We start from the raw sequence: 15,571 nt of genomic DNA, 5'->3' as shown, positions 1-15,571 counted from the left end.
ATGGCAATGCATTTTAACGAAAACCTCGATGATAACGGCGAAATGCATGACATTAACGTCACGCCGTTTATTGACGTCATGCTGGTGCTGTTGATCATCTTTATGGTGGCGGCGCCGCTGGCGACCGTGGATGTGAAGGTCAACCTTCCGGCCTCCTCAAGTCAGCCGCAGCCGCGTCCGGAAAAGCCGATTTATCTGTCGGTGAAAGCGGATAAAACGATGTTCCTCGGCAACGATGCCATTACCGAAGAGAGCATGATCGGCGCGCTGGATACGCTGACTGAAGGGAAGAAAGACACCACCGTCTTCTTCCGCGCGGACAAAACCGTGGATTATGAGACGATGATGAAGGTCATGGATACCCTGCACCAGGCGGGTTATCTGAAGATTGGTCTGGTGGGTGAAGAAACCGTAAAAGCGAAATAACCCTCCCGACGACGCTCCTCAGGCTGGCCATGCGCCAGCCTTTTTTATGCCTGATACGCCGCGGCGGGAGGTTGCAATCGCCATGGCGGGTTGCGATATAATGCCGAACGTTTTTTGTTAACTCACAGGATCTTATGGAACGCTTTCTGGAAAATGCTATGTATGCCTCACGCTGGTTGTTGGCGCCGGTTTATTTTGGTCTTTCGCTCGGGCTGATTGCGCTGTCGATCAAATTTTTTCAGGAGATTTTCCACGTACTGCCGCACATCTTTAGCGTGGGCGAGTCGGAGCTGATTCTGACGCTGCTGTCGCTGGTCGATATGACGCTGGTGGGCGGCCTGCTGGTGATGGTGATGTTCTCCGGCTACGAAAATTTTGTCTCCCAGCTGGATATCAATGAAGGTAAAGAAAAGCTCAGCTGGCTGGGTAAAATGGATGCTACCTCCCTGAAAAATAAAGTGGCGGCGTCGATTGTCGCCATCTCCTCTATCCATCTGCTGCGGGTGTTTATGGACGCGAAAAACGTACCGGACAACAAGCTGATGTGGTACGTCATTATCCATCTGACCTTTGTGCTGTCGGCGTTTGTGATGGGCTATCTCGATCGTCTGACCAAGGTTAAGCACTGATACACCAGCCCGGCGGGGCAGAGCCGCCGGGCTGGTGACTTATTTATCCGACGAGGTTTGCCATAAATTGAGCTGACCATCCGCGACGTGCTGGTCAATCTGCGCCAGCTCTTCTGCGCTAAACGTCAGATTTTTCAGCGCCTGTACGTTCTCCTCCAGCTGCTGCGGGCGGCTGGCGCCAATCAGCACCGAGGTCACACGGCGGTCTTTCAGCAGCCAGCTCAGCGCCATCTGCGCCATGCTCTGCCCGCGGCGGTGGGCCATCTCCTGCAATAAACGCAGACTGTTCAGATTTGACTCACTGAGCATATTTTCCGTCAGGCCGCGCGCTCTTTTGCCTTCGTAGAACATCCGCGAACCCTCCGGGATCTGCTGGAGATATTTACCGGTCAGCAGGCCCTGCGCCAGCGGTGTAAAGGCGATGCAGCCGACGCCGTTCTCCTCCAGCGTATCCAGCAGTCCGCTGGTGTCGACCCAGCGGTTGAGCAGGTTATAAGACGGCTGGTGAATAAGCAGCGGGATCTTCCAGTCGCGCAAAAGGGCGGCCATTTGCTGCGTACGTTCCGGCGAATAGGAGGAGATGCCGACATACAAGGCTTTACCGCTCTGTACCGCCTGCGCCAGCGCTGCGGCAGTCTCTTCCATCGGCGTATTTTCATCGACGCGATGCGAATAGAAAATATCGACGTAATCCAGTCCCATCCGCTGCAGGCTCTGATCGAGGCTGGCGAGCAGATATTTTCGCGAACTACCGTTGCCATAGGGGCCTGGCCACATGGAGTAGCCTGCTTTCGTCGCTACAATCAGCTCGTCGCGATAGGCGGCAAAATCCTCGCGCAGCAGGCGGCCAAAATTTTCCTCTGCGCTGCCGGGCGGCGGCCCGTAGTTATTCGCCAGATCGAAATGGGTAATGCCCAGGTCAAAGGCCTTGCGCAGCAGGGCGCGTTGGTCATCCAGCGCGTGACCGTGGCTAAAGTTGTGCCACAGTCCCAGCGACAAGAGGGGCAATTGCAGGCCGCTTTTACCGCAGTAGCGGTACTGCATGCGATCGTAGCGGGTGGCGTCAGCTAACCAGGACATGATCTCTCCTTATAAATTAAAACGTCGTTTCCATTTTAACTGGTATGGCACGCCGGCAGCGTTTGCTGGATCACAATGCGTAAGATTGCTGGCGTCACCGCGAGCTTATGCTTTGCTTAAAAGGGGTTAATTTACGGAGAAGAGATGATGACGCGACTGACGGCGAAAGATTTTCCGCAAGAGCTGCTGGAGTACTACGACTATTACGCACACGGCAAAATCAGCAAGAGGGAGTTTTTACAGATGGCCGGGAAGTACGCCGTCGGTGGCATGACCGCCCTGGCACTGTTTAATCTGCTGAAACCCAACTATGCGCTTGCCGGGCAGGTCTCGTTTACCGACCCGGATATTCATGCGGAATATATTCGCTATCCTTCGCCCGAAGGGCACGGAGAGGTGCGCGGCTATCTGGTGATGCCGACGAAACCCACCGTAAAACCGGCGTCGGTGATCGTCGTGCATGAGAATCGCGGGCTGAATCCCTATATCGAAGATGTCGCCCGGCGAGTGGCCAAAGCCGGTTACATCGCGCTGGCACCGGATGGCCTGAGTTCGGTGGGCGGCTATCCCGGCAATGATGACGAAGGGCGCGAGCTTCAGCAGAAAGTCGATCCGCAGAAGCTGATGAACGACTTTTTTGCCGCCGTCGCCTTTATGGAAAAGCATCCGCAGACGAGCGGCAAAGTGGGAATAACCGGTTTTTGTTACGGCGGCGGTGTGTGCAATGCTGCCGCCGTGGCGATCCCGGAACTGGCCTGCGCGGTGCCGTTTTATGGCCGCCAGCCGCCGATCGCGGATGTCGAAAAAATCCGTGCGCCGCTGCTGCTGCACTATGCGGAGCTGGATAAGCCCATCACGGACGGTTGGCCCGCCTATGAACAGGCGCTGAAGGCGCAGCATAAAGTGTTTGAGGCCTATATCTATCCTCAGGTGAACCACGGTTTTCACAACGATTCTACGCCGCGTTACGACCGGGCCGCCGCTGAACTTGCCTGGCAGCGAACGCTGGCGTGGTTTGCCAAATATCTCGGCTAAAAAGGGCGGAAATAGCGCTGGCACTCGCTCAAAAAATCGCTATATAATTTTATATATAACGATTGGGGGTGAAAGCGATGGATAACCATTTTGGCAAAGGTTTAATGGCGGGGTTGAAGGCTTCTCAGGCTGAAAGCGCCAGCAACGCAGCCGGTTTTTGCGCGGATTATAAACGTGGGTTTGTCCTCGGTTATTCTCAGCGGATGTTTGAACAAACCGGCGATCGTCAGCTTAGCGCCTGGGAGGCCGGGATCCTCACCCGCCGTTATGGCCTGGACAGAAACATGGTCATGGACTTCTTCAGGGAGGGACATTCCTGTACCGCAATGCGTTACTTTATGGCGGGATACCGGCTGGAAAGTTAACTACCGAAGGCCGAGGCCTCCGGTAGGTGAGGCGTTATGCCTGGCGTTTGTCTTCGGTCAGGGTATCGAAGTCGCTGGCGCTGTGGCGTTCATGCAGTTGCTCGTTAAGCGGGCCGTTGGTCCGGTTGACGATACGCCCGCGTTTGACTGCCGGACGATTGCCGATGTCCTGCGCCCAGCGCAGGACGTTTTTATAGCTGCCGGCGTCAAGGAATTCAGCGGCGTTATACACCCCGCCCAGCACCACATTGCCGTACCACGGCCAGATAGCCATATCAGCGATCGTGTACTCTTCCCCGGAAACATAGCGGTTGCGGGCGAGCTGTTTATCCAGCACGTCGAGCTGACGTTTGGCTTCCATCGTGAAGCGGTCAATCGCGTACTCGATTTTCACCGGCGCATAGTTAAAGAAGTGGCCAAAACCGCCGCCGAGGAACGGGGCTGCGCCCTGTAACCAGAACAGCCAGTTAAGGGTTTCGGTCCGCCCGGCGGGATCTTTAGGCAGGAAGAAACCAAACTTCTCAGCGAGGTACAGCAGGATGCTGCCGGACTCAAATACGCGCGTCGGCGGGGTGGTGGAGTGGTCGCTCAGGGCGGGAATTTTTGAGTTGGGGTTCACCTCAACAAAACCGCTGGAGAACTGATCGCCTTCGCCAATGCGAATCAGCCAGGCATCGTATTCCGCGCCGCTCACGCCGAGCGCCAGCAGTTCTTCCAGCAGGATAGTCACCTTCTGGCCGTTTGGCGTGCCCAGGGAGTAGAGCTGCAGCGGATGTGAGCCGACCGGTAGCGCTTTTTCATGGGTTGCGCCGGAGACGGGACGGTTGATGTTGGCGAACGCGCCGCCGTTGTTTTGCTTCCACTCCCACACTTTAGGTGGTTGGTAGTTATTCTCTGACATGAGGACCTGCCTTTTTAGTGAGCCGTTGAGGGAGTGTAGCAGGAGATGCTAAGCAGGTTTAACCGTGTGAGGCTTATTGGCCCCGGTCAGCGTCGCGCAACCGGGGCGAGAGGGACTCAGGCCATAATCCGCGCGGCCCATACGCTGATATCGTCGCTGCTGCCAAGGTCCGGCTGCACCAGACCGTTGACCATAAAGGTAGGCGAGACATGAATACCGTTCTGTCGCGCGTATTTGCAATGCCATTTAATTTCAGCCTGCAGCTCAGGGCGGGCGAAGGCCGTAGAGAGCAGAACCTGGCTATAGCGCTCAATGCGCTGGATAATCTGCTGCGGCGTGGTCTCCATATTCGGCCCGCTGCAATGGTCGGTAAATTCAAACTCTTCGCGATGGTCGGCGACGGCTTTTAACACCCTGTGCGCCTGCTCTCTGCCGTGCGGGAGCGTCGAGGCGGCAAGAATGCAGCGCACGATGACGCCGGAGAAAAGATGCCATGGCTGCGACTGCAGACGAATCTTGATGGTCACATTATCCGCGCCGACTTCGTCCAGTAGCTCGTCGAGCTTATTGAATGCCCGGACGGAAAACGGGCAGGTTGGCTCAAGGAAAACCTCAAAAGTACGTGGGCCGTGGCCCCAGACCAGCGGTTGAGCCTGCAGATGCGGTTGTGCGCTCATAATCAACTCCTGACGTTGTCTCATTCTTCGTTATGATTCCCTGAATCACCCGGGCTGTTGTCAACGGCAATGCAACCTGAAGTATTACGGGGAGATATTACAAATAACGATATCACTTTTACCCAAAGGCGCCGGGTTATTTTCCCGCAGGGCACGATCGCTGAATCCAATGAGTGGTATCATCATTTCACCTCTGTCTGGTAAGTGCCTGTGGCAGGATAAGAAGAGGGAGTTTTGTTCCGCCAACTGCCCGGGCTGCATTAATTTGAGGTCAGGCTAATGAGCAAAGGATCGACAAGTAGTGATGCCCCTTTTGGTACATTGTTAGGCTACGCGCCGGGGGGCGTAGCAATTTATTCATCGAATTACAGCAGTTTAAATCCGCGCGACTATCCGGATGACGCGACGTTCCGCAGCTACATCGGCAGTGAGTATATGGGGCATAAATGGCAGTGCGTTGAATTCGCGCGCCGCTTTTTGTTTCTCACCTACGGCTTTGTCTTTACCGATGTCGGCATGGCCTATGAAATCTTCTCCCTGCGTTTTCTGCGTGAAGTGGTCAATGACAATATTCTGCCGCTGCAGGCTTTCGCAAACGGCGCCCGCCGTCCGCCGATGGCCGGTTCGCTGCTGATTTGGCAAAAGGGCGGTGAGTTCAAGCATACCGGCCATGTTGCGGTGATTACGCAGCTGGTCGGCAATAAGGTCCGCATCGCCGAGCAAAACGTGATTCACGCTCCGCTGCCGCAGGGCCAGCAATGGACCCGCGAATTAACGCTGGAAGTGAAAGACGGTTTCTACACCATCAAAGATACCTTTGCCGATACGGAAATATTAGGCTGGATGATTCAGACCGCCGATACCGAGCACAGCCTGCCGCAGCCGGTGCTGCCGGGTGAAGCGATGGCGATTCAGGGCGCGAGATTGCCGAATAAAGGCCAGTTCCGCGGTAACTGGCTGAACGAGAAAGATTCGCTGCAGAAAGCCTACGTGGCCGCCAACGGTCACTTCATCAATCAAGATCCCTATCAGTACTTCACCATTACCGAAAGCGCCGAGCAGGAGCTAATCAAAGCGACCAACGAGCTGCATTTGATGTACCTGCATGCCACCGATAAGGTGATGAAAGATGACAACCTGCTGGCGCTGTTTGATATCCCTAAAATTCTCTGGCCGCGCCTGCGCCTCTCGTGGCAGCGACGCCGTCATCATATGATTACCGGCCGCATGGATTTCTGTATGGATGAGCGCGGGCTGAAGGTCTATGAATACAACGCCGACTCCGCCTCTTGTCATACCGAAGGCGGGCTGATCCTCGAACAGTGGCTGAAGCAGGGCTACTACGGCAGCGGACACAACCCGGCGGAAAATCTGCTTGATGAGCTGGCGGGCGCCTGGAAACACAGCCGCGCCCGTCCTTTCGTGCATATCATGCAGGACAAGGATCTGGAGGAGAACTACCACGCGCTGTTTATCCAGCGCTCGCTCACGCAGGCGGGGTTCGAAAGTAAGATCCTCTTTGGCCTTGATGAGCTGCACTGGGATGCCGCCGGGCAGCTGATCGACGGCGACGGGCGTCTGGTGAACTGCGTCTGGAAAACCTGGGCCTGGGAAACCGCCATCGAGCAGGTGCGTGAAGTCAGCGCCGATGAGTACGCCGCCGTGCCGATCCGTACCGGACATCCGCAAAACGCCGTGCGGCTGATCGACGTGCTGCTGCGTCCGGAAGTGCTGGTCTTCGAACCGCTGTGGACGGTGATCCCCGGTAACAAGGCCATTCTGCCGGTACTGTGGTCGCTGTTCCCGAACCACCGCTATCTGCTGGATACCGATTTTGTGGTCAACGACGAGCTGGCGAAAACCGGTTACGCGGTGAAACCTATCTCTGGCCGCTGCGGCAGCAACATTGATTTGATTGGTCCGAAAGACGAAGTGCTGGATAAAACCAGCGGGCAGTTTGTCGATCGTAAAAATATTTACCAGCAGCTCTGGTGCCTGCCGAAAGTGGATGGTAAATACATTCAGGTGTGTACGTTTACCGTCGGCGGCAACTACGGCGGTACTTGTCTGCGCGGCGATGATTCGCTGGTAGTCAAAAAAGAGAGTGATATCGAACCGTTAATTGTGCTGAAAGACAGCGACGGCCGGTAGCCGGCAGCCCGGACAGCGCCGTAAACGACCTGTCCGGGCAACAAATCCTGCAAACACGATAAGTCACAAAGACAACAACAAGACAGAAAAGGAAAATAATATGCACGACAGGCGACTCGCCGCCCGCGCGGGTGAACTCAAGCCCTCCGCCGTCCGCGAACTTCTTAAGCACAGTAAACTGCCCGGCGTTATCTCTCTGGGCGGCGGGATTCCGGCTCCGGAGCTGTTTGATACCGAAGGTCTGAATCTGGCTGTGCAACAGGTGATGAGCGGGCGCTTCAACGATGCATTTCAGTATGGTTTGACCGAAGGCTACCCGCCGCTGCGTCAGGCCGTGAGCGAACTGTGTCAGGCGCGCGGCGTTGACTGCCAGGCCAGCCATGTTTATATCACCTCCGGTTCTCAGCAATCGTTGGATATTGTCGCCCGTACGCTGCTCGATCCGGGCGATGCGGTGGTGGTTGAGCGCCCGACCTACCTGGCGGCGCTGCAGGTATTCCAGTTAGCGCAGGCCAATATTCTCAGCGTGGATACTGATGATAACGGGATGCTGGTCGAACAGCTGGCCGACCTGCTGGAAACGACCCGCGTCAAAGCGGTTTATCTGGTGCCCACCTTCGGCAACCCCGGCGGAAAAACCCTGAGCGAAGATCGCCGCCGCCGTCTGGTGGAACTGGCGAAGCAGCATGATTTTGTCATCATCGAAGACGACCCCTATGGCGAAATCAGCTTTACCGATGAAGTCCGCCGTCCGCTGTATCAGCACGCGGTTGAGCTAGGCTGTGAAGATCAGGTGGTCTACACCTCCACCTTCTCCAAAATTCTCGCTCCGGGGATGCGTATCGGCTGGATTGTGATGCCGGACTGGCTGGCGCAGCAGACGGTGATCGTCAAGCAGGCGGCGGATCTGCATACCAACATGCTGTCGCAGGTGATCACGGCGGAATATCTGGCGATGAATCGCCTGGATAACCAGATCGCGCTGATCCGTGAGGATTATCGTAAGAAGTGTGTGGCGCTGGCGGATGCGCTGGAGTCGCGACTCGGGGAGCACATTGCCTTCAGCCGACCAAAAGGCGGGATGTTCCTGTGGGCTCGCTTCCGCTATTCGTTCGATACCATGGAATGGATGAAGAAAACGCTGGCAAACGGCGTGGTGTTTGTCCCTGGCGAAGCGTTCTATCACGATAATCCGGATACCCGTACGCTGCGTCTGTCCTACTCTACGGTCTCGGAAGAAGGGCTGATGACGGCCGTTGAACGTCTGGCGAAATCGCTGTAGCTATATAAATCACTCCGCGCCGCCGGGCGGCACGGAGTGTTAATCTGGTTTAATCGCTTTCGGCGATGCGGTCATCGAGCCAAATCAGCATCAGTGAGGAGAGAAATGCAACGCCGAGTGTGCCAATAAATAGCCACATAAAGAATACCTCAGAGGTTTTTTATTATTTTTCTGCTTTTACCGGTGAGTGATTGTTTCTGTTGATCATCGTGACTTTCGTCGCGGACTGGGAGGTGGCGAGCGTGAAGAAATCATCAGCATCAATATCAAAATTCAGCACGATTTCCCTGTATTTCCCGCAGTGAATTAACTCTTTCGCTTCTTGCATACTACTTGCTGTTATTGTCGGCATCGTCTTATCTCGTGTGAAAACTGGTTAGCAAAGTAAGAGCTTGTGCATATCAGATCAACTCTTTTTTATCGCCACCGGTAAGATCTGTTTTCCTTATTTTTTAAAGGGACAGCGCGGGCAGAATACCATTGCGGGACAGGGTGCCGCCCATTGCCGTCTGGCCTGTGATTTCAAAAGCAGCGTTAACGCTGTTTTTCGCTCATCAGCTGGCGGCAGCGCTGCTGATCCTGACCAATACTCTCTTGTTCTTGTTGGCTGAGCTGCAGCCAGGTCTGACGCATACGTTCGCCAAGTGCCGGGATATAGTGGTTTTTGTGCAGCGCGTAATCGGCATTGCCGCCTTCGACAATATTTTCCATATCGCGAAGAAACGCCTGGCTATCCCGGTGGTCGATGACACAGAAAACCGAACGGTACCAGGCCATCTCTTCTTCGGAGTAGCGGGGCGTAAACCACCAGACAAGCAGCGCGATGAGCGCCAGCAGCGGAATAATAAGCGGTAATTTCTTCAGCATGGATTAGTCAGGGAGAGGAAACAGGGGGCGTAGTGTACCTGCTGCGCAAACGGGATGACATCCCGGAGGTCTTTTTTACCTCCGGGCGAGCGGGACAGGTCCCGTTAGCGCGGTTATGCGCTAACGGTAAAAGAGCTATAACAGACCGCTCTCTTTTGCGGTCCGGTCGATAGCGCGTTTGGTCTTCTCGACCAGCTCATCCAGTTCGCTGTGGCTGGCAATCAGCGCGGGAGCCATAATCATACGCCCCAGCGTAGAGCGGATAATGACCCCCTCTTCAAAGCCGATAGTCCGGCAGCGCCAGGCCAGATCGTTTTCATTCGCAAAGCGTTTGCGGGTCGACTTATCTTCGGCGAACTGCAGAGCGGCCACGAGGCCTGTGCCCTGGATTTCGCCAATCATCGGGTGGTGGCTAAACACTTCACGCAGCGTTTTTTGCAGATACGGGCCGGTATCGTCACGTACGGTGGTGACCCGGTTTTCATCGCGCAGTGCTTTCAGGTTGGCAATGGCGACGGCCGCAGCGACGGGGTGGCCGGAATAGGTCAGACCGTGGGCAAAGACGCCGCCTTTCTCAACCAGCACCTCGGCCATCCGTTTGCTCAGCACCAGGCCGCCCATCGGAACATAGCCGGAGGTCAGCCCTTTGGCGATGGAGAGCGTATCCGGCTCAAAGCCAAAATACTGGTGCGCAAACCATTCGCCGGTTCTGCCAAAGCCGCCAATCACCTCATCGGCGCACAGCAGCACGTCGTATTTGCGGCAAATGCGTTGAATCTCCGGCCAGTAGCTCTCCGGCGGGAAGATCATCCCGCCCGCCCCCTGGAACGGTTCGGCGATAAAGCCCGCGACGTTCTCCGCGCCGAGCTCCAGGATCTTCTCTTCCAGCTGGCGGGCGCAGCGCAGGCCAAACTCCTGTGGCGTCAGGTTGCCGCCGTGCATATACCAGTAGGGCTCATCAATATGCGCCACGTCGGGAATCATCCCCCCCATGGCATGCATGGCTTTCATGCCCCCGAGCGCGGTGGCGGCGAGGGTAGAGCCGTGGTAGCCGTTCCAGCGGCCAATCATCACCTTTTTCTGCGGCTTATCGAGAATCTGCCAGTAGCGACGCACGGTGCGGATCAGCACTTCATTCGATTCAGAACCGGAGTTGGTGTAAATGGCGTGGCTGTAGTGCCCGGGCAGCAGGCTGAAAAGGAGTTCGGACAGCTCAATCACCGTCGGGTGCGTGGTGTGGAAGAACATATTGTAATAGGGCAGCTTCGCGAACTGCGCCGCCGCGGCATCCGCCAGATCCTGGCGGCTGTAGCCCAGCTGGGTACACCACAGTCCTGACATACCGTCCAGATACTTGTTGCCGTCATTGTCCCACAGGTACAGGCCTTCGCCGCGTACCATGACGCGCGGTCCTTCAGCGTTCAGCGCTTTCTGGTCGAGAAACGCGTGGATATGGTGTGCGGCATCCCCGCTTTGATACTCGGTGGTGGATCGCGTCGGGTGAATCGGGTAAGTCATGTTATCTCTCCTGTAAGCGGAATCAGGGCAAGGCAAGGCCGTTGCCTGCTAGCGAAACTGGAACCAGGTCGTTTTAAGGGTGGTGAATTTGTCGAAGGCATGCAGCGACAAATCCCGACCAAAACCAGACTGTTTATTGCCGCCAAACGGCACGGTGACGTCCAGCGCATCCACGGTATTGACCGATACCGTGCCGGCGTTAAGCCGTCCGGCTACGCGGTGCGCGCGGTGCAGATCGTCTGTCCAGATCGACGCGGCGAGGGCATAAATATGGTTATTAGCCAGCTCGATGGCCTGCTGTTCATCATCAAAAGGGATAGCGGCAAGCACCGGGCCGAAAATTTCATCTTTCCACAGCGACATCTCTTCGTGCACCCCATCCAGCAGCGTGGGCTGAACGTAGTTGGCGATCCCTTCAATCTCGACCTCACGGCCGCCGGTCAGCACGCGTGCGCCGGCCTGTTCGGCAGAACGGATCGCGCGTATGACCTTTTGCGCATGCGCCGCGCTGACCATCGCGCCCATTTTGGCTGCTGGATCAAAGGGGTGAGACGGTGCCCAGGCTTTCATTTTGGCCTCTACCCGGGTGATAAAGTCGGCATAAATCGCGCGTTCTACCAGCAGCCGTGAGTTGGCGGAACAGACTTCGCCCTGGTTAAAACAGATACCGAAAGCGGCTTTCTCCGCCGCCAGGTCGAGATCCTGGCAGTCAGCAAAGACGATATTGGCGCTTTTACCGCCGCACTCCAGCCAGACCTGTTTCAGGTTTGACTGCGCGGAGTAGGTCATGAAGGCCTTGCCGACGGCGGTCGAACCTGTAAAGGTGATGACATCAATATCGTTATGCAGCCCAAGCGCGGCGCCCGTTTCGGTGCCGAGACCGGTCACCACGTTCAGCACGCCTGGCGGGAGACCCGCTTCGAGCGCCAGTTCACCCAGGCGCAGTGCCGAAAAAGGCGAGTTTTCTGAGGGTTTGAGGATCACGCTGTTCCCGGCGGCCAGCGCCGGCCCGAGTTTCCAGCAGGCCAGATCGAGCGGAAAGTTCCACGGTACGATTGCCGCCACCACGCCGACCGCTTCACGAGTGAGGGTAGCGAGCGACCCGTTACGCGTGGGGGCGACCTCGGCGTAAATTTTATCGACGCTTTCAGCGTACCAGGCCAGGACGTGCGCCGCGCCGGGAATATCAACATGCAGCGCATCGTTGACCGGTTTGCCCATGCTGGCACTTTCAAGCAGCGCCAGCTCTTCACGGTGTTCGAGAATCAGCGCGGAGAGCCTGAGCAGTACGGTTTTACGCTCCTGCGGCGCCAGAGCGGACCACACGCCGGAGGCGAAGCTGGCGCGGGATGATTTTACTGCAATATCAATATCGTCTGCTTGCAGCGCCGTCACCCCGGCGAGCACGTTATTGGTTGCCGGGTTGATGGCCGGACAGACTTTACGGCTGATGGCGAGGTAGGGACGACCATCAACGATCGCGTGGCTGATAAAGCGTTGCTCCCGCAGTTTGTCCTGCCAAAAATTTCGATCAGACATACCAGACATGCGCCTCTCCCTTGATGTGTTGCTTATTTGTTATTGATTTGTTGCTATTGATTCATGATGCAGGAGGGGGCAGCGACGAGAAAGGACTAAAAATCTAGCTAACCTCTATAAAAAACGTAGCTAGTCCCGGAAAGGGGATAATTCTCCGGGGCGTGAGGCGCGGTTATTTCTGTGACGGTATTCATAAAATTTACGCGGATGAATTTTTAATGTTTTGTATTTAAAAGGATATTATTTTTATGCTTCGCTTTTATGAGCACAGCACCCGCTGCCTTTTAAATACATTAAATATTGTTTGATTTAATAACAGGCAATGAAAAAAAGATGAATGACCCTCATTCCTTGCGATCGGATGCCGCATGCTTGTCGTTGGCTCGCAGCTTTCCTGCGCTTTGCCTGTTAATTTTCTGTAAAAATACGACCCGAGTCGGATTGTTGATCTTTTTCCGCTGGCGGGGTTGCCGGCGACGGGGAGCATCGTTTAAAGCTATTTAGCTTATCTCTCTGAGAATAAAAAATAAGGTGTCCCATGCCCCATTTCACCCTGAAGCAGCTCAAATACTTTGTTGCCGTTGTCGAAGCAGAGAGTATTGCGGAAGCCTCCAGACAGTTACATATCGCCCAGCCGTCAATTTCCATTGCGGTTAAAACCCTGGAAGATATGTTTGAACAGCAGTTCTTTATTCGCCACCATGCGCAAGGGGTTTCGCTGACCCCCAGCGGACAACGCTTTTATGAAAAAGCGAAAGAGCTGCTGCGGCTTTCGTATCAGTTTGAGCAAAATTCAAAAGCGGATAATGAACTGGTCTCCGGCATTATTTCATTAGGCTGTTTTGAAACGGCGGCGCCGCTCTATTTACCTTCGCTGATCGCCGGATTTAAAAAAATCTATCCCGATATAACCCTCAAAATTTGCGATGGGGAGCAGCATGAAATTACTCACGGTCTGCACCGCGGTCGTTTCGATCTGGCGTTTCTCTATGATCTTGAGCTGGATAGCGCGATTCACACCGAAAGCCTCAATGCGCCGCAGAAGCCTTATGCCCTGCTGCCGGCACATCATCCGCTGGCGCAGCGGGCGACGGTGAAACTCTCCGAGCTCAATAACCTGCCGATGGTCCTGTTGGACGTGGTGCCAAGTCGAAACTATTTCATCAGTATTTTCAAAGATAAAGGGTATAACCCTCAGGTTGCCTATAGCTCGCCGTCTATTGAGATGGTGCGCTGTATGGTCGGCCAGGGGCTGGGTTTTTCCGTGCTGGTAACCCGCCCGGTTTCCGACATGACCTACGATGGCCAGCAGGTGCGCTGCGTGGAAATTCAGGACGAGATGACGAACTCGACGCTGGTGATGGCACACTTGCGCAGTAGCGAGCCGACCAAACCGACTAAACTGTTTATGGAATATTGTCGCCATGCGGTGCTCAGCCCGGCGGACATTGATACGCGGGTGGCGTAAATTCAGCGGAGAATAAGAGACGGCTCGCCCTGTTGCGGGCCGTATCAGTCTCTGCCGGTGATGTTAAATATAAAAAAACGAGCCTCTGAATATATTTTTAATAGGCTTGATGGCTTGCGATTTATTTTTTATGAATAATCAGGCGCTCGCCGGATTATCTTTTATCGGTAATCTACCGGGAATAATATTTTTATTCAGTAGATTCAAGATACTGCGTTCTGCATCACTATTTTATTCTCAGGTTCTAAATTTATAATAATTTACCTGCTTGTTACGGTTTATTAACCTCGGTCCTGCGCAGTGGTTTATTCCTGGCGATTGAACACCATTCGAAGGACACATTTATGACCGTAGAAAAAACGAACATTGATACGTTGATTGTTGGCGGGGGTCAGGCCGGTATTGCCATGAGTGAGCATCTGACAACGCTGGGGATCTCACATCTGGTTATCGAGAAAAACCGCATCGCCGAAGCCTGGCGAACCGGGCGCTGGGACTCGCTGGTGGCAAATGGTCCGGCGTGGCATGACCGTTTTCCGGGGATGGAATTTAAAGGGGGAAATCCCGACAGCTTCATTCCCAAAGACGATGTGGCGGAATACTTTGAAGATTACGTCAGGGCCTTCAATCTGCCGGTGCGTACCGGCGTTGAAGTCAAAAGCGCGGTGCGCAACAGCGGGCGACCGGGGTTTACCATTGAGACCACGGAGGGCGTCATTGAGGCCCAGCGTATTGTTGCCGCGACCGGGCCGTTTCAAAAACCGGTCATTCCTCCGATTGCGCCGCAAGAGGGCAGCATTCATCAAATCCACTCCGCCCGATACTACAACCCGCAGCAGCTTCCTGAGGGCGCCGTGCTGGTCGTTGGCGCGGGCTCTTCCGGCGTGCAGATTGCCGACGAGCTTCAGCGTGCCGGCCGTCGGGTCTATTTATCCGTCGGCGCGCACGACCGCCCGCCGCGCGCATATCGCAACCGGGACTTCTGCTGGTGGTTGGGAGTGCTGGGCATGTGGGATGCCCCCGCCAGCGCCCCGGGCAAAGAGCATGTCACTATCGCCGTCAGCGGCGCTCATGGCGGGCACACCGTGGACTTCCGCGAGCTGGCGCATCGTGGCATCACCCTGGTCGGGCTGACGAAAGCCTTTGAATCCGGGACGGCGACCTTTCAGCCGGACCTGTGCGACAACATCCGACGCGGAGATGAGAACTACCTGGCGCTGCTGGATGCCGCAGATGCCTACATTGCGGCCAATGGTCTGGATCTGCCGGAAGAACCTGCCGCCCGCGAGTTTTTACCTGACCCGTCGTGTATGACTTCGCCGATCCTCTCTCTGAATCTCGCGGAGGCGGGGATCACCACCATTATCTGGGCGACCGGCTACGCCGTGGATTACAGCTGGCTCAACGTGAATGCTTTTAATGAGCAACGCCGTCCGCAGCATCAACGCGGCGTCTCCAGTGAACCCGGGGTCTATTTTCTCGGACTGCCGTGGCTGTCACGCCGGGGATCTACCTTCATCTGGGGCGTCTGGCATGACGCGAAACACATTGCTGACCATATTGCCACCCAGCGTAAGTACAGCCAGTACCAGGCCGCCGATCGGCGCTGAACGTTCGCCCACTAAACAGGATA

General features: G+C 55.5%; 16 protein-coding genes. 9 read left to right on the top strand and 7 right to left on the bottom strand.

The window, feature by feature from the left end:
• Window positions 1-426 (top strand): TonB system transport protein ExbD, encoded by a 426-nt coding sequence (gene exbD / locus MC50_RS04755; protein WP_032690697.1) that lies wholly within the window; start codon window positions 1-3, stop codon window positions 424-426.
• Between the two features lie 134 nt (window positions 427-560).
• Complete coding sequence (locus MC50_RS04750) at window positions 561-1,055, top strand: TIGR00645 family protein (protein ID WP_032690698.1); 495 nt, start codon at window positions 561-563, stop codon at window positions 1,053-1,055.
• Between the two features lie 39 nt (window positions 1,056-1,094).
• On the opposite strand, the gene mgrA is transcribed toward MC50_RS04750, so the two are convergent.
• A complete protein-coding gene (gene mgrA, locus MC50_RS04745) occupies window positions 1,095-2,135 on the bottom strand; it encodes an L-glyceraldehyde 3-phosphate reductase (protein WP_032697563.1) in 1,041 nt (346 codons plus the stop codon).
• A gap of 147 nt (window positions 2,136-2,282) precedes the next feature.
• On the opposite strand from mgrA, the gene yghX reads away from it, so the two are divergent.
• Both yghX and MC50_RS04735 read left to right on the top strand, forming a co-directional pair.
• Window positions 2,283-3,170, top strand: a complete 888-nt coding sequence (gene yghX, locus MC50_RS04740) for a YghX family hydrolase (RefSeq protein ID WP_047665418.1) — start codon at window positions 2,283-2,285, stop codon at window positions 3,168-3,170.
• 77 nt (window positions 3,171-3,247) lie between these two features.
• Window positions 3,248-3,535 carry a DUF2623 family protein gene (locus MC50_RS04735; protein WP_032690703.1) on the top strand — a complete coding sequence of 96 codons (288 nt, stop codon included), beginning with the start codon at window positions 3,248-3,250 and terminating at the stop codon, window positions 3,533-3,535.
• Between the two features lie 34 nt (window positions 3,536-3,569).
• Here MC50_RS04735 and yghU read toward each other — a convergent pair whose 3' ends face one another.
• Together yghU and MC50_RS04725 are read right to left on the bottom strand one after the other, a co-directional pair.
• Window positions 3,570-4,436: a glutathione-dependent disulfide-bond oxidoreductase gene (gene yghU, locus MC50_RS04730; RefSeq protein ID WP_032690704.1), complete on the bottom strand. Its 867-nt coding sequence runs from the start codon at window positions 4,434-4,436 to the stop codon at window positions 3,570-3,572.
• Window positions 4,437-4,552: 116 nt separating this feature from the next.
• A complete protein-coding gene (locus MC50_RS04725) occupies window positions 4,553-5,113 on the bottom strand; it encodes a DsbA family protein (protein ID WP_004867687.1) in 561 nt (186 codons plus the stop codon).
• A 69-nt stretch (window positions 5,114-5,182) separates the two neighbouring features.
• Here MC50_RS04725 and MC50_RS29115 point away from each other — a divergent pair, with 69 nt between their 5' ends.
• From MC50_RS29115 to MC50_RS04715, 3 genes are all read left to right on the top strand, one after another.
• Entirely contained in the window at window positions 5,183-5,317 is a 135-nt protein-coding gene (locus MC50_RS29115) for a hypothetical protein (protein ID WP_306417341.1), read from the top strand.
• Window positions 5,318-5,392: 75 nt separating this feature from the next.
• A complete protein-coding gene (gene gss, locus MC50_RS04720; RefSeq protein ID WP_032690705.1) occupies window positions 5,393-7,264 on the top strand; it encodes a bifunctional glutathionylspermidine amidase/synthase in 1,872 nt (623 codons plus the stop codon).
• 100 nt (window positions 7,265-7,364) lie between these two features.
• On the top strand, window positions 7,365-8,546 hold the full coding sequence (locus MC50_RS04715; protein ID WP_032690706.1) for an aminotransferase-like domain-containing protein: 1,182 nt from the start codon (window positions 7,365-7,367) through the stop codon (window positions 8,544-8,546).
• 163 nt (window positions 8,547-8,709) lie between these two features.
• On the opposite strand, the gene MC50_RS04710 is transcribed toward MC50_RS04715, so the two are convergent.
• The 4 genes from MC50_RS04710 to MC50_RS04695 all read right to left on the bottom strand — a co-directional run bounded on the left by MC50_RS04710 (window position 8,710) and on the right by MC50_RS04695 (window position 12,470).
• On the bottom strand, window positions 8,710-8,898 hold the full coding sequence (locus tag MC50_RS04710; RefSeq protein ID WP_032690707.1) for a hypothetical protein: 189 nt from the start codon (window positions 8,896-8,898) through the stop codon (window positions 8,710-8,712).
• Between the two features lie 182 nt (window positions 8,899-9,080).
• The gene (locus tag MC50_RS04705; RefSeq protein ID WP_032698771.1) at window positions 9,081-9,413 is read right to left on the bottom strand and encodes a hypothetical protein; all 333 of its coding nucleotides are present in this window, start codon (window positions 9,411-9,413) and stop codon (window positions 9,081-9,083) included.
• 135 nt (window positions 9,414-9,548) lie between these two features.
• Window positions 9,549-10,931: an aspartate aminotransferase family protein gene (locus MC50_RS04700; RefSeq protein ID WP_046853446.1), complete on the bottom strand. Its 1,383-nt coding sequence runs from the start codon at window positions 10,929-10,931 to the stop codon at window positions 9,549-9,551.
• Between the two features lie 48 nt (window positions 10,932-10,979).
• Entirely contained in the window at window positions 10,980-12,470 is a 1,491-nt protein-coding gene (locus MC50_RS04695; RefSeq protein WP_047665416.1) for an aldehyde dehydrogenase, read from the bottom strand.
• Window positions 12,471-13,008: 538 nt separating this feature from the next.
• On the opposite strand from MC50_RS04695, the gene MC50_RS04690 reads away from it, so the two are divergent.
• Together MC50_RS04690 and MC50_RS04685 are read left to right on the top strand one after the other, a co-directional pair.
• Window positions 13,009-13,938, top strand: a complete 930-nt coding sequence (locus tag MC50_RS04690; protein WP_047663507.1) for a LysR family transcriptional regulator — start codon at window positions 13,009-13,011, stop codon at window positions 13,936-13,938.
• Window positions 13,939-14,282: 344 nt separating this feature from the next.
• Complete coding sequence (locus tag MC50_RS04685) at window positions 14,283-15,548, top strand: flavin-containing monooxygenase (protein ID WP_032698775.1); 1,266 nt, start codon at window positions 14,283-14,285, stop codon at window positions 15,546-15,548.
• Window positions 15,549-15,571 lie beyond the last annotated feature (23 nt).

Origin of the sequence: Klebsiella planticola (genome assembly GCF_000783935.2) — a bacterium.
Classification (GTDB): domain Bacteria; phylum Pseudomonadota; class Gammaproteobacteria; order Enterobacterales; family Enterobacteriaceae; genus Klebsiella; species Klebsiella planticola.
This window is presented reverse-complemented; position numbering and strand designations above follow the sequence as displayed.